Here is a 23,293-nt window from a genome sequence, read left to right on the forward strand (position 1 = left end):
GGACACGGGTTCGGCGCTGGACGGTGACACGCGGCTCTTTTACACGACTTTCGCGCGGCCCGAGCCCGCGGAGCCCGGTCCGCGAGGGGCGCTGGCGCGGGGGAGGGGCCGGCAGACGGGTGAACGCCCGCGGCCGACGGCTCTGTCCAGCACGTTTGCAAGCGGCCGCTTCAGGATTGAAAGGCGTACGCCGTTTTCGTAGGGAAAGTGCCCGAAAGCGGGAAAGATGTACCTTGGCCCGCCTCCTGCTCAGGACAGAGGCCAGAGCGCCCGTGACGGTCTCCCCCCCCGCCGTCGAATGGGCGCTCTGTTTTTTTTGTGCTGGTGACCCCCGGCGCGACGCGGACCGATGCGCCGGATCGGGGTTGCAGCGCGGGCCGATGGCGGTGGCCCAGCCTGCTGCGGCCCAGCCTCCCGGTGGTGGCCAGATTTGAACATGAAGGCGGGAAGGCGGGAAGAAAAGATCAATGATCTTCCTGCCTTCCCGCCTTCATGTGAACCACTCCGGAGCAAATGGGGCCACCACCGGCCTCCCGGGGGACCAGGGCAGCTGCCGGCTCGCTGCGCGGGGTCGTGGAGACGGCGTTCGGCTTTCACATCATCCTGCGGACGCGATAGCGAGCGGCGGGCCCTCCGGGGTAGATCAGCGCACGAGTGAAGTTGCAGCGTCGAGCATCACCGATCGTCCCCTGGGTCGGGATCGCCGTCCACCTCGTGATCGGTCCGGCTTACGCGTTCGCCGGTCTCCTCGCGCCGCCTTGGGCGGTCGCGACGCTCTGGGCGATCTGGATTGCGCTGCTCGTGATGGCCATTCGGGTGCGGCGCAGCCGACCGTGGCTGACAGCGGCGACCCCGTTGATTTCGGCGGCCGTGTGGCTCGGCCTGCTCACCCTCGGCGAACGGCTGCTCGGCTGGACGGCCTGAGCCCGCCCCGAGGGGCCGCAGGCGCCGGCGCGGCACGGCCGGCGCCGCGCTCCGCCTCTCGCGAGCGGATGCGCGACGCGGTTCTCGCTGCCGGACAGCACAGCGGGTGACCGGACAGCGCGGCGGATGACCTGGAGGCGACCTGGCCGAGTGGCCCCTTCCATCGCACGACACCGCCGGCGGCGCGACCCATCGCACGACACCGCCGGCGGCGCGACAGCCGGGATCTCCCGCCTCTACAGGAATACCCGGCGGCCGTTCAGTGACCGAGCGGATTGGGCTGCGGCGTCGCGCCGCGCGCGGTGCGACTTCAGGACAGGGCGGAGTTTCCCTTCCGGTCCGCGGTTGAGAATATTTCGGGCCCTGCGCCAAAGGAGCCCGCGCGCGCTCCGTGCGGTCTGCGCGTTGACCCCTCTCGCGCGCGTCGAGTAGAACGATGTTCGCGCCAGAGCGCGCGACCCAGTCAGCGCCAGCGCGGATTGGAACCGCAAACGATGCGTTGGTTCGTCGAGATCTCGTCATTGGGCCAGAACGCGCCGCCGACCAGGAAGGTGTGCGTCGAGGCCCCGCAGTGGCAGCCCGCGCTGCAGAAGGCCCGGGCGCTCCGCGGCGATGGCGGGCCGCTCAACAATTTCTCCGTGGACCTGCTCGAGAGCGGCTACCGAGCGATCGATCCGGCGACGCGCGTGCGGTATGTCGTGCAGCGCGCGCCGGACGACGCGGCGCTGACGGACGGGGCGGACCCTCCGGCGGGCGCGCCGCCGGCCGGCGCAGCGTCTCCCAGGCCCGCCGACCCGGGGGCTCGTCTGCCGGGGAAACGGCCGGTGGCGGCCACGGTCCCGTTCATCTCGATGGGGACCGCGCTCCTCGTGCCGGAGCCCGCCGCCGCCGCGCAGGCGGCCAAGGGCGGCGCCGCGGCGGAGCGGGACGCCACGCCGGAGCGGGACGCCACGCCGGAGCGGGACGCCACGCCGGAGCGGGACGCCACGCCGGAGCGGGACGCCACGCCGGAGCGGGGCGCCGCGCCTGAGCCGAGCGCGCTGCCGCCGTTCGAGTTCGTGTCGCAGCGCGAGGAGAACCCGTCCGAGCGCTCGCCGCTCACGTACCGAGAGCTCGTCTATGCGGTCCCGACGGGCACCCCGCGCGATCTCGTCAGCGCGTTGCTGCTCGACCGGCTCGAGAAGGCACGGCAGCTCATCGACGACGCGCGCCCGGGCAAGTTCATCCATATCGCGGTGTTCGATCACGTCTTCCGCGGCCGGCCTCAGCGCGGCCCGCTCGCGACCCTCGCCTGGAAGGACTGGCGCTCGGCGGAGCCCGAGATTCAGTTTCGCCCGCGCACCGGCGCCACCTCGCCGCCGCCGGCCGCCGCGCCGCCGGCCGCCGCGCTGCCGACCGGGGGAGCTCTTCTGGCCGCCGCGCTGCCGGCCGAGGGGGCTCTCCTGCTCGTTGCGCCGTCCGCCGAAGGGTCGCCTGCGGCCGACGTCGCATCGGCGGCCGCTGCGCCGCCGGCCGCCGCGCCGCCGGTCGCTGCGCCGCCGGTCGATGCGTCGCCGGCCGCCACGCCGCCGGTCGATGCGCTGCCGGCCGCCACGCCGTCGGTCGACGGTTCCGCGCCGGCCGCCGCGCCTCCTGCCGACGCATCGCCCTCGGCCGTCGCGCCTCCTGCCGACGCATCGCCCTCGGCCGCCGCGCCTCCTGCCGACGCATCGCCCTCGGCCGCCGCGCCGCCGGCCGACGCATCGCCCTCGGCCGCCGCGCCGCCGGCCGACGCATCGCCCTCGGCCGCCGCGCCTCCTGCCGACGCATCGCCCTCGGCCGCCGCGCCTCCTGCCGACGCGTCGCCCTCGGCCGCGGCGCCTCCTGCCGACGCATCGCCCTCGGCCGCGGCGCCTCCTGCCGACGCGTCGCCCTCGGCCGCCGCGCCGCTGGCCGACGCATCGCCCTCGGCCGCTGCGCCGCCCGGCGCGCCGAGCGCGCTGCCTCGGCCCGAAGGCGCTCTTGCGTCGGGCGAGATCCCCGCGCCCAGGCCGAGCCAGCCGCCGCGGCGGCGCTCCTCCTTCCCGCCGAGGAACGGGCGCCTCTCCGGCGACGACCTCATCGCCGAGCTGTTCGAGGCGTGCAGCGACCTGCACTTCCTCCAGGACACGCTCGCGGGCGCCGACTTCATCCTCGCGCTCACGCTCGACAAGATCCCGTGCGCCCTCGGGCTCGTGTCGCTGTTCGACATCAACCGGCGCGAGTTCGTCGTCGTCCGGCAGTACGGCGGCAAGAGCGCGCTCCTCGCCAGGCTGTCCGAGCGCGCGCCGCTCGCCATCGCCGCCATGCGGTCCAGGCGCGCCGTCGTGGTGCCCGACGCGTCCAGGGACGAGCGCGTCATGGACGACCGGTGGAAGGCGATCGGCGTCGAGCTCCGGAGCGTCATCTGCGCGCCGGTGGAGCTCGCGGGCCGCTACCTCGGCCTCCTCGAGATCGGCAACCCCCTCGACGGCAAGCCGTTCTCCGAGAGCGACGGCAACGCGCTCACCTACATCGGCCAGCAGTTCGCGGAGTTCGTCGGGGCCCGCGGCGTGGTCCTCGACCCCGGCCTCGTGACCGCGGGGGCGAAGAGGGCCGCCCGCTAGCGGAGCTCAGCGATGGACCTCCTCCCCTCGGTCGGGAAGCGCCATCGCGTCCCGTACTTCGCCCTCGTCCCCGCCATCGTCGTCGCCGTGCTCGTCCTCGGCGGGATCGCCCTGCGCACCACGCTGCAGATCGAGAAGGCCCGCCAGCAGACCGTCTTCGACGCGACCCTCACCCTCGCCGACGAGCGCGTCGACCGCCTCGACAAGCTGATCATCGCGCAGGACAACGTCGTCGCCGCGCACGTCGACGTGGCGAACCTCTCGGTCATCGCGCGGAGGTGGCTCCCCACCGCGGCGCGCGAGACGCCGACGGTGCGCGCCATCCTCGTCCTCGACATGGACCACGAGGCCCACGACGTGCTCGCGTTCGCCTCGCGCGGCGCCTCCGGCCGGGAGGACGACGCCTTCCGCAAGCTCCTGCTCGCCCGCCTCCTGCCCCAGATGAACTTCGACGGCGACGCGGCCGAGCTGCGCCACCTCCACCACGTCATCGACCAGCAGAGCCTGCTCGTGAGCTACTGGCAGCGCGAGCACCAGGGGCGCCGGTTCCTCGTGGTCGCCTGGCACGAGGTGCCGCGCCTGGTCCACGAGGTGATGCCCCGGCTCTTCCGCGACCTCGATCGAGAGAAGAGCCGGATGAACGTCATCGACGAGGAGGGCCGCATCGTGTTCGGCCCGCCCATCATCGGCGGCGAGTTCACGGTCGGGCGCCCGTTCCCCACCACGCTCTACAACTGGCGCCTCCAGATGGCGCTCACCACCGCCGAGGAGCTCGGCGAGAAGGTGGAGCGGCAGCGCCTCATCGAGATCCTGATGGTCGGCTTCTCGGCCCTGGTCGCCCTGGCCGGGCTCGCGATCGTGGTGCTCGCCTCCGTGAACGAGCGGCGGCTCGCGGCGCTGAAGAGCGACTTCGTCGCGAACGTGTCCCACGAGCTCAAGACGCCGCTCTCGCTGGTCCGCATGTTCGGCGAGCTCCTCCTCGGCGACCGGGTGCCCAACGACGAGAAGCGCCGCCAGTACCTGCAGATCATCGTGAGCGAGAGCGAGCGGCTCACCGCGCTCATCGAGAACGTCCTCGATTTTGCCCGGGTCGAGCGGGGCAAGGCCGCCTACGAGTTCGCGCGCGGGAGCGTCGCCGAGGTGGCCGCGCGCGCCGTGGACATGTACCGCTACCGCGCCGAGCGCGAGGAGATGACCGTCGAGCTGACGGTCGCCGACGGGCTGCCCGAGGCGCTCATCGACGCGCGCGCGCTCGAGCTCGCCATCGTGAACCTGCTCGACAACGCGCTCAAGTACGCGAAGGACGGCGGCCGCGTCGCCGTCGCGGTCGAGGTCGAGGGCGGGGGCGGGGGGCGCCTCTCCGCGCTGACGCGCACGGCGAGGCGCGTCGCCATCCGGGTGAGCGACCGGGGGCCCGGCATCGATCCGGACGAGCAGAAGCACATCTTCGAGCGCTTCGCGCGCGGCCGGCGGGCGAGCGAGCGGCAGGTGCGCGGCAGCGGCATCGGGCTCGCGCTCGTGAAGCACATCGCCGAGAGCCACGGCGGCGCCGTGCGGGTCGAGAGCCCGGTCACCGAGGACGGGCGGGGCAGCGCCTTCGTCGTGTCGCTCCCCGCGCTCGAGCACGACCGCGAGGCGCCGGAGCGGACCGCGCGGGCCGAGCCGCTCGCGGCCGACGCGGCGCCCGGCGCGGGGGCGACGTGACGGCGCGCACGCGTGACGGGCGCGGTGAGACGGCGCCCCGGCGGAGCGATGCAGCGCCCCGGCGGAGCGATGCGACCTCCCGGCGGAGCGATGCGGCGCCCCGGCGGAGCGATGCAGCGCCCCGGCGGAGCGATGCGACCTCCCGGCGGAGCGATGCGCGGAGCGCTGCCTTGCAGGCGGCTCTGGACGAGGTGCGCGCGCGGTGCGCCATCGAGGAGCGCCGCGCGCAGGACCCGGTCTCCTTCGTCCATCGCTACACCGATCCGGCCGATCAGGAGCTCGTGGCGCTCCTCGCCGCGTCGCTCGCCTTCGGCAACGTGAAGGCGCTGCGCGCCAAGATCGGCGAGGCGCTCGACCGGCTAGGCCCGCAGATCGCCCTCACCGCGGACGACGCCCGGGCCGTCTCGGCGCGCCTCCGCGGCTTCCGGCACCGCGTCTACCGCGACCGCGACCTCGCAGCGCTCCTCGTCGGCGCGCGTCGGGTGCAGCGCGCCTCGGGCTCGCTCGGCGCCGCCTTCGCGGCCGAGCTCTCGCGCAGCCGCGACCTGCGCCAGGCCCTCGGCGCGTGGGTGCGGGCGATCCGGCGCGCCGGCGGGCTCGACCGCCGCCCGGACGACCGGGGTGCGGCGCACATCCTCCCCGACCCCGAGAAGGGCAGCGCCACAAAGCGGCTCATGCTCCTCTTGCGGTGGATGATCCGCCCCGCCGACGGCGTGGATCTCGGCCTGTGGCCGATACCGCCGTCCGCCCTCCTGATCCCCGTCGACACCCACATCCAGAAGCTCGGCTACAACATCGGCCTCACCGACCGCAGGGGCGCCACCTGGAAGACGGCCGAGGAGATCACCGCCGCCCTCCGCGGCTTCGATCCCGCCGACCCGGTCAAATACGACTTCGCCCTCTGCCACCTCGGCATGCTCCAGCAGTGTCCGTCGCGACGCGATCCGGTCCGCTGCCAGGGGTGCGGCGTGAAACCCGTCTGCCGCCACTGGGACGAGTGAGCACGCCGTGCACAGTCGTTTCGTCCAGGACAGCTGCAGGTGGTGCCGCGGAACGCCTTGAAATCCTTCGAATTTGAACCGGATTTCAATTTTGTTTTGCAATGATGCAACGGTGGCGAGAGGGCTGCGTGATAACTGCCTGAAACGTGGTGGTAGACAGGCCGGCACAGAGCCTGCTCTATCGGTGGGCGAGCGCCGTCGCGGAGACCTTCCCCCCCCAGGTCCGCGAGGCGCTTTTTTCATTTTGTTTCAACGGTCGCCAGAGGGCGCCCGCCCGGCGCTGCCACCGGCGTGACACGAAGCGCGCCGCAGCGGAGCCCCCCCGAGCTCCGCTGCGGCGCCTTGATGTGTGCCCCCGTGCACCGGGGTGCTTACGGGACCCTTTCCACGTCTCTCCTCTCCCCGACGTGATGCGACCCTCATGCCACGTCCCGGGCCGGTCACGATGGAACCTTTGTGCACGCATGCAGCGAAGGTTTCGCGTCGAGCCCTGTGGCCCCGGACACCCGCCGCCACCACCGCGCGATGCGACGCGGCCCAAAGCGAGCCGTCGCGACGTCCGTTTCCGTCGAGAGCAGTCGCGGAAGCGCGCTGTGGGATGGAAGCGGCGGAGTCGACCGGCCAGCGCTGTGTGACTTTCTCGCGCGCTGGTAGAAATGATCATGAAACATCGTGTTCCCATGGATTCATGATCATCGGGCGCCGAGCGCCGGTAAGCGAGCTCAGCGAGCGGCTGGCCCGCGCTCCGTCCGTGCGCCACTATTGCCGAGGGCGCTCGCATGCGGAAACGGCGCCATCAGGTAGATTGGGCGTATGGTCTGGACATTCGGGGCTTATCTCCTGGTCGCGCTGGCTCTCGTGGCGCTGGCCGCGATCGGGCTGTGGGCGCACCTCTTCTACTGGGTCAAGCGGCTGACCCTGCCGCTCGAGTACAGCGTCGAAGAGGTCCTGCGGACCGAGGACGGCGCCCCGATCGAGATCCGCCGCGTCCCGGTCCCGCCCGGCGCGGAGGCGCAGCCGGATCTGCCACCGATCCTCCTGGTCCACGGGATTGCCGCGAACCATAGAAATCAGGACATTCACCCCGATTACTCGCTGGCCCGCCACCTCGCCACGCTCGGACGCGACGTGTGGCTGCTGACGTTGCGGAGCGGCCGCCTCCTCACCCGCCTCGAGCGCCGCAGCGTCCGCTTCTCGGCCATGGTCCAGTACGACCTGCCCTGCGCCTTCGACGCCATCCTGGAGCGCACCGGCGCCCGCTCGCTCGATTATGTCGGCTTCTCGATGGGCGGCATGCTCCTCTATGCCGCGATCGGCCGCAGCGTGCCGGAGGATCGGGTGCGCCGCGTCGTCATCGTCGGCTCTCCGGGCCGCCTCGCCACGCCGGCGCGGCTCATGCGCTTTCTGCCGGGGCGGCTGCTCCCGGGCGTGCCGCTCCGCTTCATGGCGCGCAGCGTCGCCTTCGCCTCGGAGTGGCTGCCGACGCCGATTCACCACGCCGTCGCCAATCCGCGCAACGTGCCTCCCGGCGTCACGCGGCTCGCGCTCGTCAACTGCATCGAGGACATCCCCGCTGCGCTGAACGCGGACTTCGCCGCCTGGCTGGCGAGCGACGGAGAGATCCGCGTGGACGGCGAGCGCGTCCTCGACGGCCTCGCGTCCGTCGCGGCGCCGGCCCTCTTCATCGCGGGCAGCGCCGACAGGATTGCCCCCGTCCCGTCGGTGCGCGCCGCGTTCGACGCGTGGGGGCGCGATCACCCGGAGACGCCGAAGCGGTTTCTCGTGCTCGGTCGTGACTTCGGGGCGCGGGAAGATTACGGCCACGGCGACCTCGCCGTGGGCGCCTATACCGGCGTCGAGCTCTTCGAGCCGATCGCCCGCTTCCTCGGCCCGGAGCGGCAGCCCGAAGACGCGCCGGGGCCCGAGACGGGCGCTCCGGCGCTGGAGGCCGTCCAGGCGCGTCAACCCACCTCCGACCAGGCCGATCCGCTGCCGGATCACCCGGCCGTGTGACGCGTGCGCCCCGCGCGGCCGTATCGCGCATTCCGCCGGACCGCCCCTCCGTGCCGGTCCCTGCGCTCCATCTCACGATCGCGTGTCCGAGTGCGTGTCCGAGTGCGTGGAGGTCGAACGATCTCGAGTCGATGCGCGGTGATCCGTGATTGCGGAGCGAAAGAGAAGAGGCGTATCCTCAACGGCGAAATCTCCAAGAGCCGCGAGGCGGCCGGCGTATCCGCCAAAGGAAGTTCATGAGTCAACCCGGATTGCGCTCCAGGTTCGAGCTGTCGTTCACAGCGCTCTGGCTGACGGCAGCTGCCCTCCTCGTCTGCTCTGCGTCTTGCGCGCGGGGAGACACCTCGAGCATCACGTGCGATGACGGCCTCGCGATGTGCGGCGGCGCCGAGTGCGTCGACACGCAGGTCGATCCCGACCACTGCGGCGGCTGCGACGGCGTCTGCGCGAGCGGGCAGCGGTGCGAGGCGGGCGAGTGCGTCGGCGAGGACAAGGGGAACGGCGGGGGCGGCGGGGACCAGGGGGGCATAGAGGCCCCAGGGGAGTCGGACGGGACCGGCGGCGCGCTCTGCGCGCCCGGCCTCGAGCCGTGCAGCGGCGGCTGCGTCGATCTCGACATCAACCCGCATCACTGCGGGGGCTGCGGCCAGGAATGCCCGGCCGGGCAGCTGTGCGAGGGCGGCGCCTGCCGCTGCGACGGCGGCCTCGCGGAGTGCGGCGGCGGCTGCGCGGATCTGACGAAAGATCCGCTGCATTGCGGGGGCTGCGACGTCCGGTGCGGGCCCAACGCGACGTGCGTGGACGGGGAGTGCGCCTGCGACGAGGGCCTCACGGCCTGCGACGGCAAGTGCGTCGATCTCGCGAGCCACCCGCAGCACTGCGGCGCGTGCGGCGCGGCGTGCGGCGGGGGGCTGGTCTGCCAGGCGGGCACGTGCGCCTGCATCGTCGGCGAGCACGAGGTCCTCGGCTCGACGACCCCGCAGGTCGTGAGGGGCAGTACGCTCGGCGCAGACACCTATTTCGGGCTGGACTGCGTGGCCGCCGGCTCGTCCGAGGTCGTCTACGCATTCACGGCGGACGAGCCCGGCACGTACAGGTTCGATACGGCCGGGTCGAGCTACGACACCGCGATCGCCGTGCTCGATCGCGCGGTCTGCGGCGAGCTCGCGTGCAACGACGATCGCGCGGGGCCCGAGGCGGCCGCCTCGGTGATCCTCGAGGGAGGGGAGGAGGTCCTCGTCGTCGTCTCGGGGTACAACGGCGCGCAAGGCGACTTCGTGCTCCGCATCGACCGGGCGGCGCCGCCGGCCTGCCCGGTGGGCACCCTCGAGCCGACCCTCCCGCAGTCGGTCCACGGCGACACCTGGGCGCTCGGCGACGCCCTCGTGGCGAGCTGCGGCTCGCTCGACACCCCCGACGCGAGCTACGCGTTCACCGCGCCCCACGCCGGGAGGTTCATCTTCGACACGACCGGCTCCTCGTTCGACACCGTCCTCGAGCTGCGCAGCGGGACCTGCACAGGCTCGATGATCTCCTGCAACAACAACAACGCATCGGAGAAGACGTCGCGCGTCGTCGCGAACCTCACCGCGGGCCAGACGGTGGTGGCGATCGTCGACGGCGCCGAGGGAGAGTACGGGCCGTTCACGCTCAACGTCAGCGAGTACGTGCCGCCGCCGTGCCCGGAGTTCGTCCTCGACGCCGCCACGTTTCCGCAGCGGGTGACGGGCACCACCGCGATCGTGGATCGCGAGAGCGCCCTCTCGGCGCCCTGCGGCACCGGCGCCGGCCCCGAGGCCACCTATGCGTTCACCGCGCCGGCGGACGCGCTCTACACCTTCGACACCATCGGCACCGGCTTCGACACGGCCCTCCACATCCACGACGGCACGTGCAGCGGGCCGAGCCTCGGGTGCAACGACGACGTGGCCACCGGCGTCCTCCAATCGCAGGTGAAGGTGCTGCTCGACGAGGGGCAGACGGTCATCGTCGTCGTGGACGGCTACAGCAGCTCGGCCACCGGCGCCTACACGCTCAACGTGAGCCAGACCTTCGTCCCCCCGTGCCCGCTGATCGATCTCGGGACGACGGTGCCTCAGACGGTGACCGGGACGACCGCGGACGCGGTGGACCTGCTGCGCCCGACCTGCGGCGGCGCCGGCGGCCGCGAGACGACGTACAGCTTCACCGCGCCCGAGGCCGGGACGTACCTCATCGATACGTTCGGATCGAGCTTCAACACGACCCTCGCCGCGCTCGACGGCTCCTGCTCCGGGACCGCGATCGCGTGCAACGCCGACGCGGCAGGGAGCCAGCAGTCGCAGCTCACGCTGGATCTCGAGGAGGGGCAGACGATCATCCTGCTCATCGACGGCGATTCGGCGGGCGCGTCGGGCGATTTCACGCTCAATATCGAGCGGTTCGACGGCGGCGGCACCTGCTCGACGCCCATCGAGCTCGGGTCCAGCTACCCGCAGGTCGTCACGGGGAGCACCGTGGATCAGCCCAGGTCGGTCACCCCGAGCTGCGGCTCCTCGACCGCTCCGGACATGGTCTACAGCTTCACCGCGCCGGAGAACGGGACCTTCATCTTCGATACGCTCGGCTCGAGCTTCGATACGGTCCTCCAGGTCTTGAATGGAAGCTGCAGGGGCGCGTCGCTCGGGTGCAACGACGACTCTTCGGGCGGCCGGCAGTCGCGCGTCTCCACCGTCCTCGCCGCGGGTCAGACCGTCTTCATCGTCGTCGACGGCCGCGGCACCAGCGCCGGCGACTACGTGCTCCAGGTGGACCGCTTCACCGGCCCGGGGACCTGCTCGACGGCGATCGACCTCGGCTCGGAGCTGCCGCTCACGAGGACCGGCACCACGTCGGGCCAGCCCAACTCGGCGACGCCCGTCTCCTCCTGCACGTACAGCTCGACCGCCGCGGACATGGTGTTCACTTACACCGCGCCGGCCGACGGCGACTACGTCATCGACACGATCGGATCGTCGTACGACACCGTGCTTCACGTGCACAGCGACGGCTGCGGCGGCGAGACGCTCAAATGCAACGACGATTGGGGCGGCACCTCGCGGTCGAGGGTGAGGCTGACGCTCACCGCCGGTGAGGTCATCACCGTGGTCGTCGACGGATACGGCTCGTTGTCGGGAAGCTTCACGCTGAACATCAACCCCGCTCCGTGAGGACGCCGCGCTCGCCCTCTCGCCGATCCGGCGGCGCCGCCGCCCGTCGCGCTGAGCTCGCCGCGGCGCCTCCGCGAGGCGCCGCGAGCGCGGTCCAGGTCGCGGCTCGCGCCGCGCGTGGCCAGGCGAACTTCTCGCTCCATGAGCGCCCCCGCCGGTTGCGGATACCTCGGGCGTGGGCGTATCGTGTTATCCGCTCCGCCCCAACGGCCAGGTACCCCCAAGGATGCATATGAAACGATCCGGATTGCGCCTCAGGCCCACCCTCTCGTCCGCTGCGTTGCTCCTGGTCGCCGGGGTTGTCCTCGCGTCGTCCTGCGCCGAGAGCGCCAACTCGCTGAACCCGTGCACGGACGGGCAGTCGCAGTGCGGCGGCGAATGCGTCGATACCCAGGCGAGCGTCGACCATTGCGGCGAATGCGGCAACGCCTGCGCGGCGGGGCGTCGCTGCGCGGCGGGCACCTGCGTCGATGGCGAAGACCCCGGTGAGGGCGGGGGCGGCGAGGGCGGCGAGGGCGGCATCGACGCTCCGGGCCAAGGGGGGGCCGACGGCGCGTGCAGCGAGGAGCATACCGAGTGCGACGGCCGCTGCGTGAACCTCGAGTCCGACCCGCGGAACTGCGGCGATTGCGACGTCGCGTGCGAGGAGGGGCAGGTCTGCGCGGACGGCGAGTGCGCCTGCCCCGAGGGCCTCACGGCGTGCGACGGCGCCTGCGTGGACGCGCTGACCGACGGGACCCACTGCGGCGACTGCGAGACCCGCTGCTCGCCGACCCAGCTGTGCGTCGAGGGCGCCTGCTCCTGCTCCGAAGGCCTCACGGACTGCGACGGCTCGTGCGCCGACCTGCAGACGAGCGAGCTGCACTGCGGCTCCTGCGAGGTCGCGTGCGAGCGCGGGGCCATCTGCCAGGAGGGCGCGTGCACCTGCGCCATCGGCACCTACGACGTGATCGGAGACACGTTCCCGCAGACGGTGACGGGGACCACCATCGCGGGAGAGACGAACTACGGGCTCGCGTGCGTGGCGGCCGGCTCGTCGGAGCGGGTCTACCTCTTCACGCCCGCCGAGGCCGGGACGTACACGCTGGACACTTCGGGGTCCGGCTTCGATACGGCCCTTGGCGTGGTGTCGGCGACCAGCTGCGCTCAGCTCGCGTGCAACGATGACATCAGCCCTACCATCTTCCAGTCCAAGGTCCGCGCGGTCATCGGCGCGGGCGAGCCGGTCTTGATCGTCGTGACCGGCTTCGACGGATCGGAGGGCGAGTTCAGGCTTCACCTGTCGAAGGCAGGCCCGCCGATCTGCCCTTCAGAGGACGTCGGCGACACGCTCCCGAAGACGTTCACCGGCGACACCGAGCTGCTCGGCGACGCCATCACGCCGACCTGCGGCCACCCGGGCGGCCCCGACGTGAGCTATACCTTCACGGCGCCGGCGGACGGGAAGTATGTATTCGATACGTTCGGCTCCGAGTTCAACACCATCCTGGAGCTGCAGGACGGCGAGTGCGACGGTGAGGTGCTCGTCTGCAACGACGACTCGCTAGGAGGGTCGCAGTCGCGCGCCGTCGTGGAGCTCGAGGCCGGTCAGACGATCGTGGCGGTCGTCGATGGATTCGAGGCCGCGGGCGGGCGCTATACGCTGAACGTCGCCGCGTGGGAGCCGCCCTCGTGCCCCATGATCGATCTCGGCTCGATCTACCCGCAGTCGGTCACGGGCAACACGTCGGGCCTCGACCACGTCCTCGAGTCGCCCTGCGCCTCGAGCGACAGCCCCGAGGCGACGTACAGCTTCACGGCGCCCGTCGACGGGCGTTATACCTTCGATACGATCGGGTCGAGCCTCGACACGGTGCTGCACGTCCACGACGGCAGCTGCGCGGGCCCCACGCTGGGCTGCAACAACGACGCGTCGTCCTCCTCGTCCCACTCGGTGGTGTCCACGCCGCTCTCGGCGGGACAGACCGCGTACGTGGTCGTCGACGGCGCGTACGACGACGCCGGCGCCTACAAGCTCAACGTGAGCGGCATCCCGGCGCCCCCGTGCCCGGCGAACGAGCTGGAGTCGGCCGTCCCGCAGACCGTGAACGGGACGACCGTCGGCCTCGGCGACTTCGTGAGCGCGCCGTGCGGCGCGCCCGGCGGCGCCGAGGCGACGTACGCGTTCGTCGCCCCGGAGGATGGCGTCTATGTCTTCGACACGTTCGGCTCGAGCTTCGACACGGTCCTCCACGTGCACGACGGCGCGTGCGGCGGCCCGTCGCTCGGCTGCAACGACAACACGGCCGGCCCCCAGTCGCGGGTCGCGGTGCCGCTCGTCGCCCGGCAGGCGACGGTCGTCGTGGTCGACGGCTCCGGGCCGTCCGCCACGGGGGCGTTCAAGCTCAACGTCTCCCTGTCGAACGGCGAGGGCACCTGCGCGAACCCGATCAACCTCGGCTCGACGGTCCCGCAGCGGGTGACTGGCTCGACCTTGCTGCAGCCGAACTCGGCCGCGCCGGGCTGCACGACGTCGAGCGGCAACGACCGGGTCTACCGCTTCACCGCGCCGGTGGCCGGGACCTACATCATCGACACGCTGACCTCGACCTTCGACACCATCCTTCACGTGCACGACGGCGACAGCTGCACCGGCGCCGAGCTCGCGTGCAACGACAACGCGAGCGGGGTCGCCTCGCGGGTGGAGGTCACCCTCACCGCGGGCCAGGTGATCACGATCGTCGGCGACAGCCGGCCCTCCTCCTCTGGCAACCTCGTGCTGCACATCAGCGCCGCGCCCGCGCCCGATCCCGATCCGGATGCGGGGACCGATCCCGACCCGGGGACCGATCCGGATGCGGGGACCGATCCGGACCCGGGGACCGATCCGGATGCGGGGACCGATCCGGATGCGGGGACCGATCCCGAGCCGTAGACCAGGCCCGGCGGGCCGCCTGCGTCGACCCGAAGGAGACGCCGCCAAGGCGCCAAGGACGCCAGGAAGCAAGAGAGCCAAAAAATTCTCTTCATGGCGTCCTCGATGCCTTGGCGGTCTGTTTTTCCTCGCCTCGGAGAGCCGCTTCTGGCCCGCGTGGCGTAGAGCCAGGGGGGAGGCTCGTGCGATGGGCGACGGCAGCGGCGCCCTCGGACGGCTCGCGCGGGGCGTGAGGCACGGGGCTGGGTCGGGCCGGCCGCTGCGCCTCGTCGACGGGGGGGACGAGCGGGCAGGGGCGGCCCCCGGAGCGCGGTGGGGGCAGGTGGCCCGGCGTGCCGCGATGGATGGCGATGGCGAACGGCGGCGGCGCGCTCGAGGCCGACGGCGATGCGCGCGATCCCTAGGAGTTTTCTTGAGAGCCGCGCGCGACCGTGCGAGTCTCGCCCCCCTGGGATTTGCGTCCGCCATCCGGGACGCGCCCTTCGGATCCGGGTCGAACCATGCCAAAGGAACGCGTGTTCTCCCTCGATGCCGTTCGGACCGACGGCTGGTTCGAGCGCATAGGCGACGGCATCGGCAGCTTCCAGGCGCTCTGCGAGATCGTGGGCGAGGCGTTCTTTGCCTTCTCGATGATTACGGGCGCCCGCATCACGGCGCTCACCGTCGACCGCCGCAACCCGGACAACACGCTGGTCGATTTCGTGATCGCGCCGCCGGGCGAGGAGGAGATCGACGGCGACGTCCAGCGGCTCACGCTCGCCGACTTCCGCCACCGCCTCGTCGGCGCCCTCCTCACGGAGGACACGACGCCGCAGGCCCCCGAGCGGGACACCGACCTCGAGGGCATCCAGCTCCACATCGGCGTCCGCTACCTGCTCCTCGCCCCCCTCTACGGCTACAGCCTCCGCAAGCTGTCCGTCGAGGGGAAGACCTCGCGCCTCCTCCTCCTGCGCGACGGCATCGAGGAGACGCACGAGCTGAACGAGTTCCGCGCCCGCATCCGCTCGCACGTGCGCGACGAGCTCGAGCGCGCCTCGGCCGGCGCGCGCTCCGCCATCGACCTCACCAAGGTCGCGGAGGCCGAGGTCGCGTCCCAGCGCGGCGACTACCCGAAGGTGATCCAGCTGCTCGGCACCTGGCCGGCGCCGCTCGCGATCTTCCTGCGCACGCCCGAGGGGCAGATGCTCACCCCGGACGCCCGCAGCCTGATCGCCAAGGGGCTCGGCCTGCTCGGCACCGCGTGCGTCAAGCTCGGCGAGGAGCACCAGGGCGAGGAGGTCATGCGCCTGGCGGTCCAGTACGCGCACGACGGGGCCGCGGCCGGCGACATCTTCCGCCGGCTGGGCGAGGCCATGCTCGACGACGGCCGGGCGGGCGAGGCCATCGGCCCCCTCCGGCGCGCCGCGAACCTCGGCGCCCCGCCGAAGCAGATCTGGCCGCTCCTCGCGCGGGCGTTCGTGCAGCGCAAGAAGTTCGTCGCCGCCCTCGCCTGCGTCCGCGAGGCGCGGAGCGTCGGCGTGCCGGACGCCGAGATGGTCGAGGAGATCCGGGAGATCGAGGCGACCCTGGGAACGGCCCTGACCGCATGGAGAGGGCTGGTCCTCGTGGCGAGCCGCTCCTAGGATTGCGGCCCGCCGGCTCTGGGCAGGTTGACCGCCGCCTCCATTGACACCCCCGCGGCGGCCGACTAGATCCGGCGCGGATTAAGCCGGGATCGCTCGGATTTTTGCTGTTTCAGGCAGCAATCGCCGCGTCGCTCTCACCTTTTGGACTGCATGGTTCGGGGCCGCGGGCCCTGAGGTCTCGCCCGAGGCGCCGCGCGCTGCGGCGAGGCGGTCGACCCTCCCGGGACCGACCCGTAGGAGTGCTCTCTCGATGGCCACCTACATCCCCTTGTTCCTGCTGTTTCTCGTCGCCGCGGTCATCGCGCTCGCGATGTTCACGCTGACGTCGCTCCTCGGCCCGAAGAACCCGACGCCCGAGAAGATGATCCCGTACGAGTGCGGCAGCGACTCGACGGGCGGGCGATTCGTCAAGCCGAGCGTGAAGTTCTACCTGACGGCGATCCTCTTTGTCGTGTTCGACATCGAGGCGGTGCTCATCTACCCGTGGACGGTCCAGTTCCGCTCCCTGGGGTGGACGGGCCTCGCAACGATGAGCTCGTTCATCGCGATGCTCGTCGTCGTGCTCGTGTACGTGTGGAAGAAGGGAGCTCTGGAATGGGAGAAATGAAGGGTGGAGGGCCCTCGACGCGGGTGATGGAGGGCTCCGAGCACGGGTTCGCGACGACGCGCGTGGACGCGCTGCTCAACTGGGCGAAGAAGTACTCCCTGTTCCAGTACCCGTTCGTGACCGCGTGCTGCGGGATGGAGTACATGGCGATGGCGAGCCCGCGCTACGACATGGCGCGGTTCGGCGCCGAGGTGCCGCGCTTCTCGCCGCGCCAGGCGGACCTGCTCTGGGTGGTGGGGACCATCAGCCAGCGCCAGGCGCCCGCGCTCCGGCGCATCTACGAGCAGATGGCCGACCCGAAGTGGGTGCTCGCCTTCGGCACGTGCGCCTCGTGCGGCGGCTTCTACGACAACTACACGACCGTCGCCGGCATCGACAAGATCATCCCCTGCGACGTCTACGTGCCCGGGTGCCCGCCGCGCCCCGAGGCGGTGCTCGACGGCCTCATGCTCCTCCAGGACAAGATCGCGCGCGGCGACCGCACGCCGGCGATCGTGAAGCCGCGCGAGGACCCGGCCCAGACCGCGGAGCGCCTCGTCACCCTCCAGCGCAAGGAGAGGAGCCAGCCGTGAGCAAGAAGGTCCTCGAGATCCTGACGGCCCAGTTCCCGGGCGCCGTCCTGGAGACGCACTCGCAGTTCGGCGACGACACCGCGGTGGTCGACCCGGCGGTGTGGCGCGACGTCGCGCTCTTCCTCCGCAACGACCCGCGGACGCTGATGAACATGTTCGTCGACCTCACGGCGGTCGACTACCTCTGGCGCGGCGACGTGCCCCGCTTCGAGGTGGTCTGCCACCTGCGCTCCTTCGAGAAGAACCACCGCATCCGGATCAAGGCGCGCGTGGGCGACGAGGAGGGCAACGGCGCCGAGATCGACTCGATCGTGCCGGTGTGGAAGGGCGCGAACTGGTTCGAGCGCGAGTGCTACGACCTGCTCGGCATCGTCTTCCGCGGGCACCCCGACCTCCGGCGCATCCTGATGTACCCGGAGTTCGAGGGGCACCCGCTGCGCAAGGACTACCCGGCCAACCGCATCCAGCCGCTCATCCCGTTCCGGGAGGTGCCGAACATCGGCAAGCTGCCGCCGTTCGGCCCCGACGAGGGCATGAGCTTCGGCCGCCAGACGCACGACTTCGCGCTGCTGAACGCGGGCGCGTCGCTCGAGTCGACCGGCGGGGACGAGGCCTCGGACAAGGGCAAACCGCAGGGCATCGGCGTGGGTGCGCTGCAGGAGCGAAGCTGAACGATGGAACCGCTGGATCGCGACCTGGACGAGGCCCACCTCGATCTCCCGAGCGAGCCGATGCTCCTCAACATGGGGCCGTCCCACCCGGCGATGCACGGCACGGTGCGGATCGTGCTCGAGCTCTCGGGCGAGACGATCAACAAGGCCGACGTGCAGATCGGCTACCTGCACCGCGGCTTCGAGAAGATGTGCGAGCGCGGCACGTGGACGCAGGTCTTCCCGTACGTCGACCGGCTCAACTACGTCTCGCCGATGCTCAACAACGTCGGCTTCGCGCTGGCGGTCGAGAAGATGCTCGGCGTCACGGTGCCCGAGCGCTGCCAGTACTACCGCGTGATCCTCGGCGAGATGGCGCGCATCTGCGATCACATGATCTGCAGCGGCGCCATGAGCATGGAGCTCGGCGCCTTCACGCCGTTCCTCTACCTGTGCCGCGCGCGCGAGATCTTCTGGGAGATCTTCGAGGAGGAGACGGGGGCGCGCCTGACGCACAGCTTCGGCCGCGTCGGCGGCATGGCGCGGCCGCCCACGCCCGACTTCAAGTCGATGGTGCGGGTGGGCCTCGCGCGCGTGCTCGCGCTCGTCAACGACGCCGAGAAGCTCATCCTGAAGAACCGCATCTTCCTCGATCGCCTCGACGGCGTCGGGCAGATCTCGCAGGAGGACGCGCTCGCGCTCGGCTGGACGGGCGTCGTGCTCCGGGCGACCGGCCTGGCGTACGACGTGCGCCGCGCGAACCCGTACATGGTCTACGACCGCTTCGAGTTCGACGTGCCGGTCGGCACGCGGGGCGACAACTACGACCGGTTCATGTGCCGCCAGGAGGAGATCCGCCAGTCGGCGCGGATCATCGAGCAGGCGCTCGACCAGATGCCCGACGAGGGGCCGGTCAACATCGACGATCCGCGCATCGTGCTGCCGCCGAAGGAGGAGGTCTACACGACCATCGAGGCGACCATCCAGCACTTCAAGATCGTCATGGAGGGCATCAAGGTGCCCGCCGGCGAGTGCTACTCGTACACCGAGGCCGGCAACGGCGAGCTCGGCTTCTACCTGGTGTCCGACGGCAGCGGCACGCCCTACCGCGTCCGCATCCGGCCGCCGTGCTTCGCCACGACGCAGGGGCTCTCGCAGCTCATCACCGGGCTGATGATCCCCGACGTCGTGCCGACCTTCGGCTCGCTCAACATGATCGGCGGGGAGTGCGACCACTAGCGACGGCGCTCCCGTCATCGACCTAAGGAAGCTGGGGCCGCGCGGCCCCGCCGGGAACCGAGAGCACGATGCCTACGATCAAGATCGACGGAAGGGAGATCCCCTTCGAGAGCGGTGACACGATCATCCGGGCGGCGCACCGCGCCGGGATCGACATCCCCCATTACTGCTGGCACCCGGGCCTCAGCGTCGCCGCCAACTGCCGGATGTGCCTCGTCGAGGTGCTGCCGCCGCCCGGGCGCCCGGCGATGAGCCTCGACATCCTCCGCTGGGACCCGGCCAAGCAGGACTACGTGCCGGCCGCGAAGCCGAAGCTCCAGCCGGCCTGCCAGATGGCCTGCGCGAACGGCATGGAGGTGCTGTCCGAGGGCAGCGATCACGTGGCCGAGGCGCGCTCGGCGGTGCAGGAGCTCCTGCTCCTGAACCACCCGGTCGACTGCCCGATCTGCGATCAGGCCGGCGAGTGCCGCCTCCAGGACTACTGGCTCGAGCACCAGCGCAAGGGCAAGCGGATGCACCAGGAGCCGGTGCACAAGCCGAAGGCGGTGACCTTCGGGCCGACCATCGTCTACGACGCCGAGCGCTGCATCGTCTGCACGCGGTGCATCCGCGTCTGCAACGAGCTCGCCCGCGATCCGGTGCTCTCGGTCCGCGAGCGCGGCAACCTCGGGGAGATCACGGTCTCGCCCGGGCGCGAGCTCGACCACAACTACACGCTGATGACCGAGCACGTCTGCCCGGTCGGCGCCCTCACGTCGCGCGACTTCCGGTTCAAGGCGCGGGTCTGGTTCCTCCGCAGCGCCCGGACCGTCTGCCAGGGCTGCGCGACGGGCTGCAACGCCTACCTCGACTACGATCCGCGCAACAACACGCCGTACCGGCACCGCCCGCGCGAGAACATGGCGGTCAACACGTACTGGATGTGCGACGACGGCATGCTGTCGTACCGGCACGCGGTCGAGGGGCGGCTGCTCACGGCGCTCGTCGGCAACGACGACGCGAGCGTCGAGGACGCCCTGGCCGCGGCCAAGGAGCAGCTCAGCGGCCACGCCGACGACCCGTCGCGGGTCGCGATCGTCCTGTCGGCCCAGCACTCGAACGAGGACAACTTCGCGCTCTACCACCTCGCCACGACGTACCTCGGCGCGACCGACTTCTTCGTGTCGGGCAGGCCGCTCGGTCAGGGCGACGACATCCTGATCAGCGAGGACAAGAACCCGAACACCCGCGGCGCCGTGCAGATCGCGGCGGCGACCCCGCCGCGCCCGGTCGCGGAGCTGCTCCAGGGGATCGCGTCGGGGCAGTACGCGTACGTCGTCGCCCTCGGGTCGGACCTCGAGGTCGACGCGGGCGAGGCGCAGCGGGCGCTCTCGCGGCTCAAGGGGGTGGTGACGATCGCCGCCCACGAGGGGCCGCTGGCGAAGGCGGCGCGCGTCGCGCTGCCGGCGTGCTCCTGGGCCGAGGCCGAGGGGACGTACGTGAACCGGAAGGGCCTCGCGCAGCGGAGCGAGCGGGCGCTGCTCCCGCACGGCGACGCGCGTCCGGCCTGGGAGCTCATCGGCCGGCTCGGGCGCGCGCTCGGGTACGAGACCGGGTGGAAGACCCTCGCCGAGCTGCGCCGCGCCATGCCGCCCGGCGCGGTCGCGGGGGCGGGGGCGCCCGCCGCGGTGCTCGGCGCGGCGCCCCCTGCGCACACCGCGGCGGCGACCGCCGTCGCCGACGGCGCGCGGGTTGAGCCGAAGAAGACGGAGGCCACGGCATGACTCTCGTCGAGGTCGTTCTCGCGATCGTGAAGATTCTCATCGTCGTCCTGTTCCTGCTGAACATGGCGGCGATCGCCACCTGGGCCGACCGGCGCCAGGGCGCGATGGTGCAGGACCGCGTCGGCCCGAACCGCGCGGTCGTCTACCTGCCGTCGATGCTCGTGCGCGGCATCGTGTTCTTCCCGCCGGCGCTGCTCGGGGCGCTCGCCGTGTTCACGGCGACGCGCGAGATGACCGGGCCGACCGGCGTCGAGACGCTGGTGATCGGCGCGCAGCTCGCGGTGCTCGTGACCTGGCTCGGCCTGCTCGTGTTCTGCGCGTCGGCCCGCCGGGGCGGCCCGATCAACGGGGCCGAGGAGGCGCTCGCCCGCGTCGACCCGCGCAACATCTTCTACGCCGGCGTCCTGGGCCACGTGCTGGCCTTCTTCGTCACGCAGGCGATCCCGGTCGCGGCGGCGCCCACGGCCGCGCGGGTCGTGTGCGTGCTGCTCGGCGCGCTGCTCGTCGTGACGGGCGCGTACACGGCGCTGCGCGTGCCCGAGGGCAAGATCCCGCTGCGCCTGCTCGGCACGCTCCACGCGGCCGCCGACGCGATCAAGATGATCTGGAAGGAGGACTTCATCCCGAAGAACGCCGACCGGCTCCTCCACTCGCTCGCGCCGCTGCTCGCGATGTTCCCGGCGCTGGTGACGTTCGCGGTCATCCCCTTCGGCGACAAGCTCTGCTTCGCGGACAACGGCGACGGGATCTTCGGCTTCGCGGACCTCCCGCTCCTCCAGCGGACCGTCGACCAGTCGTTCACGTGCTCCGGCCACGTCGTGAACCTCCAGGTCGCCGACCTCAACGTCGGCATCCTCTACATCTTCGCGATGGCGGGCACCGGCATCATCGGCGCCGCGCTCGCCGGCTGGGCGAGCGACAACAAGTTCTCGCTGCTCGGCGGCCTGCGCGCGGCGAGCCAGATGGTCAGCTACGAGGTCGCCATGGGCCTCAGCGTCGTCGGGCTCTTCATGATCTACGGCAGCGTCCGGCTCGGCGACATGGTGCAGTGGCAGGCCGAGCACGCGTGGGGGATCTTCGTCCAGCCGTTCGCGTTCATCCTGTTCCTCGCGGCCCTCGCGGCCGAGACGAAGCGCATCCCGTTCGACCAGCCCGAGGGCGAGAGCGAGATCGTCGCCGGCTACTTCGTCGAGTACTCCGGGATGAAGTTCGGCATGTTCATGACGGGCGAGTACGTGGAGCTCATCACGTCGAGCGCGCTCCTCGTCACGCTCTTCTTCGGCGGCTACCACCTGCCCTTCCTGGACCGCGACGGCATCAACGTCGTCCTCGGCGACGCGACGCTGTTCCAGTACAAGATGACCCACTGGGCCGTGAGCCTGACGTACGTGATCGCCTTCTTCGGCAAGACGATCCTCATGTCGTGGGTCCAGGTCTTCTTCCGCTGGACGCTGCCGCGCTTCCGTTACGACCAGGTGATGCGGCTCGGGTGGACGAAGCTCCTGCCGCTCACGCTCGTCAACATGATGGTGACGGGCATCGTGATCCTGGCCGTCGACTCGGCGCCGGCGGGGCTCCGCGGCGGCCTCCAGGTCGCCGCCGACATCACCCACGCGCTCGTCGCCGTGGGCGGCTTCGCGGCGGTCGTGGCGATGATCGCCGGCCTCCTCGAGCCGGTCGAGCGCCAGCGCATCATCGTCTCCACCTCGGCCCGGTTCGCCGCCGCGGCGGGGGGCACCAAGGCGACGCCGCAGCAGGCGTAGAGGAGGATCCCATGGCGAAGGCTACCCCGAGCAACCCCTGGACGAAGCCGGCCGGCAGGCCCGTCGCCGGCAAGCCGATCCCGCGCCCCTCCCGGAGCGCCGACGTGCAGGCCTACATCCCCGAGATGGTGAAGGGGCTGGGGCTCACGATGAAGCACTTCTTCAAGAACACGAAGGAGATGGTGCTCGGCCAGAAGCCGGACCCGGTGCTCAACGCGCTCGAGCCGGGGGTCACGACGATCAGCTACCCCGAGGAGAAGCGCCCCTACCCGGAGCGCTTCCGGGGCATCCACCGGCTCACGCTGCGCGAGGACGGCTCGCCCCGCTGCGTCGCGTGCCTCTGCTGCTCGACCGCGTGCCCGGCGCAGTGCATCGCGATCGATCCGGCCGAGTACCCCGAGGGGGATCGGCGGCACGGCTACGAGCGCTACCCGAGCAGCTTCGTCATCGACGAGCTCCGCTGCGTCTTCTGCGGCTACTGCGTCGAGGCGTGCCCCGTCGACGCCATCCGCATGGACACCGGCCTCCACGCGGTGCCCTACGACTCGCGCGAGCAGTTCATCTACCGGCGCGATCTCCTCATGAGCCTCACCGATCGCTCGGGCTCGCGGCTGACGGCGAACAAGCGCCACGAGCCGGGCGACCCGACGCACCCCGGCCTCACGCGCGAAGCCGCGGATCACTGAGCCGCGCCCACCCGGCGGGC

General features: G+C 71.4%; 15 protein-coding genes. All 15 read left to right on the forward strand.

Annotated features, from left to right (window positions below):
• Positions 1 to 654 precede the first annotated feature (654 nt).
• The 15 genes from WMF26_RS03690 to WMF26_RS03760 all read left to right on the forward strand — a co-directional run bounded on the left by WMF26_RS03690 (position 655) and on the right by WMF26_RS03760 (position 23,273).
• Positions 655 to 924, forward strand: coding sequence for a hypothetical protein (locus WMF26_RS03690; protein ID WP_063823907.1), 270 nt, complete (start codon positions 655 to 657; stop codon positions 922 to 924).
• Positions 925 to 1,418: 494 nt separating this feature from the next.
• Positions 1,419 to 3,548, forward strand: coding sequence for a GAF domain-containing protein (locus WMF26_RS03695; RefSeq protein WP_437999162.1), 2,130 nt, complete (start codon positions 1,419 to 1,421; stop codon positions 3,546 to 3,548).
• 12 nt (positions 3,549 to 3,560) lie between these two features.
• A complete protein-coding gene (locus WMF26_RS03700; RefSeq protein ID WP_437999163.1) occupies positions 3,561 to 5,252 on the forward strand; it encodes a sensor histidine kinase in 1,692 nt (563 codons plus the stop codon).
• 170 nt (positions 5,253 to 5,422) lie between these two features.
• Positions 5,423 to 6,253 carry a TIGR02757 family protein gene (locus WMF26_RS03705; protein WP_063823778.1) on the forward strand — a complete coding sequence of 277 codons (831 nt, stop codon included), beginning with the start codon at positions 5,423 to 5,425 and terminating at the stop codon, positions 6,251 to 6,253.
• Between the two features lie 813 nt (positions 6,254 to 7,066).
• A complete protein-coding gene (locus WMF26_RS03710) occupies positions 7,067 to 8,266 on the forward strand; it encodes an alpha/beta fold hydrolase (RefSeq protein ID WP_437999164.1) in 1,200 nt (399 codons plus the stop codon).
• Positions 8,267 to 8,502: 236 nt separating this feature from the next.
• Positions 8,503 to 11,454: an MXAN_6577-like cysteine-rich protein gene (locus WMF26_RS03715; protein WP_437999165.1), complete on the forward strand. Its 2,952-nt coding sequence runs from the start codon at positions 8,503 to 8,505 to the stop codon at positions 11,452 to 11,454.
• 232 nt (positions 11,455 to 11,686) lie between these two features.
• On the forward strand, positions 11,687 to 14,368 hold the full coding sequence (locus WMF26_RS03720; protein ID WP_437999166.1) for an MXAN_6577-like cysteine-rich protein: 2,682 nt from the start codon (positions 11,687 to 11,689) through the stop codon (positions 14,366 to 14,368).
• Positions 14,369 to 14,883: 515 nt separating this feature from the next.
• The gene (locus WMF26_RS03725; RefSeq protein WP_437317906.1) at positions 14,884 to 15,990 is read left to right on the forward strand and encodes a hypothetical protein; all 1,107 of its coding nucleotides are present in this window, start codon (positions 14,884 to 14,886) and stop codon (positions 15,988 to 15,990) included.
• A gap of 253 nt (positions 15,991 to 16,243) precedes the next feature.
• Complete coding sequence (locus WMF26_RS03730) at positions 16,244 to 16,600, forward strand: NADH-quinone oxidoreductase subunit A (RefSeq protein ID WP_020732728.1); 357 nt, start codon at positions 16,244 to 16,246, stop codon at positions 16,598 to 16,600.
• Positions 16,588 to 17,172, forward strand: coding sequence for an NADH-quinone oxidoreductase subunit B (locus WMF26_RS03735; protein WP_148313284.1), 585 nt, complete (start codon positions 16,588 to 16,590; stop codon positions 17,170 to 17,172). Before WMF26_RS03730 ends, WMF26_RS03735 begins: the two co-directional genes overlap by 13 nt.
• Positions 17,169 to 17,843, forward strand: coding sequence for an NADH-quinone oxidoreductase subunit C (locus WMF26_RS03740; protein ID WP_061625326.1), 675 nt, complete (start codon positions 17,169 to 17,171; stop codon positions 17,841 to 17,843). Before WMF26_RS03735 ends, WMF26_RS03740 begins: the two co-directional genes overlap by 4 nt.
• A 3-nt stretch (positions 17,844 to 17,846) precedes the next feature.
• On the forward strand, positions 17,847 to 19,061 hold the full coding sequence (locus WMF26_RS03745; RefSeq protein ID WP_437317909.1) for an NADH-quinone oxidoreductase subunit D: 1,215 nt from the start codon (positions 17,847 to 17,849) through the stop codon (positions 19,059 to 19,061).
• Between the two features lie 68 nt (positions 19,062 to 19,129).
• Entirely contained in the window at positions 19,130 to 20,824 is a 1,695-nt protein-coding gene (locus tag WMF26_RS03750) for a 2Fe-2S iron-sulfur cluster-binding protein (RefSeq protein WP_437335823.1), read from the forward strand.
• Entirely contained in the window at positions 20,821 to 22,587 is a 1,767-nt protein-coding gene (locus WMF26_RS03755; RefSeq protein ID WP_437999167.1) for a complex I subunit 1/NuoH family protein, read from the forward strand. The genes WMF26_RS03750 and WMF26_RS03755 overlap by 4 nt, the downstream gene beginning before the upstream one ends.
• Positions 22,588 to 22,598: 11 nt before the next feature.
• Positions 22,599 to 23,273, forward strand: a complete 675-nt coding sequence (locus WMF26_RS03760; RefSeq protein ID WP_061623964.1) for a NuoI/complex I 23 kDa subunit family protein — start codon at positions 22,599 to 22,601, stop codon at positions 23,271 to 23,273.
• The last annotated feature ends 20 nt before the right edge of the window (positions 23,274 to 23,293 follow it).

The sequence above is a fragment of the Sorangium sp. So ce185 genome, from assembly GCF_051526825.1.
GTDB classification, from domain to species: domain Bacteria; phylum Myxococcota_A; class Polyangia; order Polyangiales; family Polyangiaceae; genus Sorangium; species Sorangium cellulosum_D.

Excerpts from the sequence above, each read along its gene's own strand:
- WMF26_RS03695 (WP_437999162.1), top strand. The coding sequence starts at position 1,419 with ATGCGTTGGTTCGTCGAGATCTCGTCATTGGGCCAGAACGCGCCGCCG.
- WMF26_RS03700 (WP_437999163.1), top strand. The coding sequence starts at position 3,561 with ATGGACCTCCTCCCCTCGGTCGGGAAGCGCCATCGCGTCCCGTACTTC.
- WMF26_RS03710 (WP_437999164.1), top strand. The coding sequence starts at position 7,067 with ATGGTCTGGACATTCGGGGCTTATCTCCTGGTCGCGCTGGCTCTCGTG.
- WMF26_RS03715 (WP_437999165.1), top strand. The coding sequence starts at position 8,503 with ATGAGTCAACCCGGATTGCGCTCCAGGTTCGAGCTGTCGTTCACAGCG.
- WMF26_RS03720 (WP_437999166.1), top strand. The coding sequence starts at position 11,687 with ATGAAACGATCCGGATTGCGCCTCAGGCCCACCCTCTCGTCCGCTGCG.
- WMF26_RS03730 (WP_020732728.1), top strand. The coding sequence starts at position 16,244 with ATGGCCACCTACATCCCCTTGTTCCTGCTGTTTCTCGTCGCCGCGGTC.
- WMF26_RS03735 (WP_148313284.1), top strand. The coding sequence starts at position 16,588 with ATGGGAGAAATGAAGGGTGGAGGGCCCTCGACGCGGGTGATGGAGGGC.
- WMF26_RS03745 (WP_437317909.1), top strand. The coding sequence starts at position 17,847 with ATGGAACCGCTGGATCGCGACCTGGACGAGGCCCACCTCGATCTCCCG.
- WMF26_RS03750 (WP_437335823.1), top strand. The coding sequence starts at position 19,130 with ATGCCTACGATCAAGATCGACGGAAGGGAGATCCCCTTCGAGAGCGGT.
- WMF26_RS03755 (WP_437999167.1), top strand. The coding sequence starts at position 20,821 with ATGACTCTCGTCGAGGTCGTTCTCGCGATCGTGAAGATTCTCATCGTC.
- WMF26_RS03760 (WP_061623964.1), top strand. The coding sequence starts at position 22,599 with ATGGCGAAGGCTACCCCGAGCAACCCCTGGACGAAGCCGGCCGGCAGG.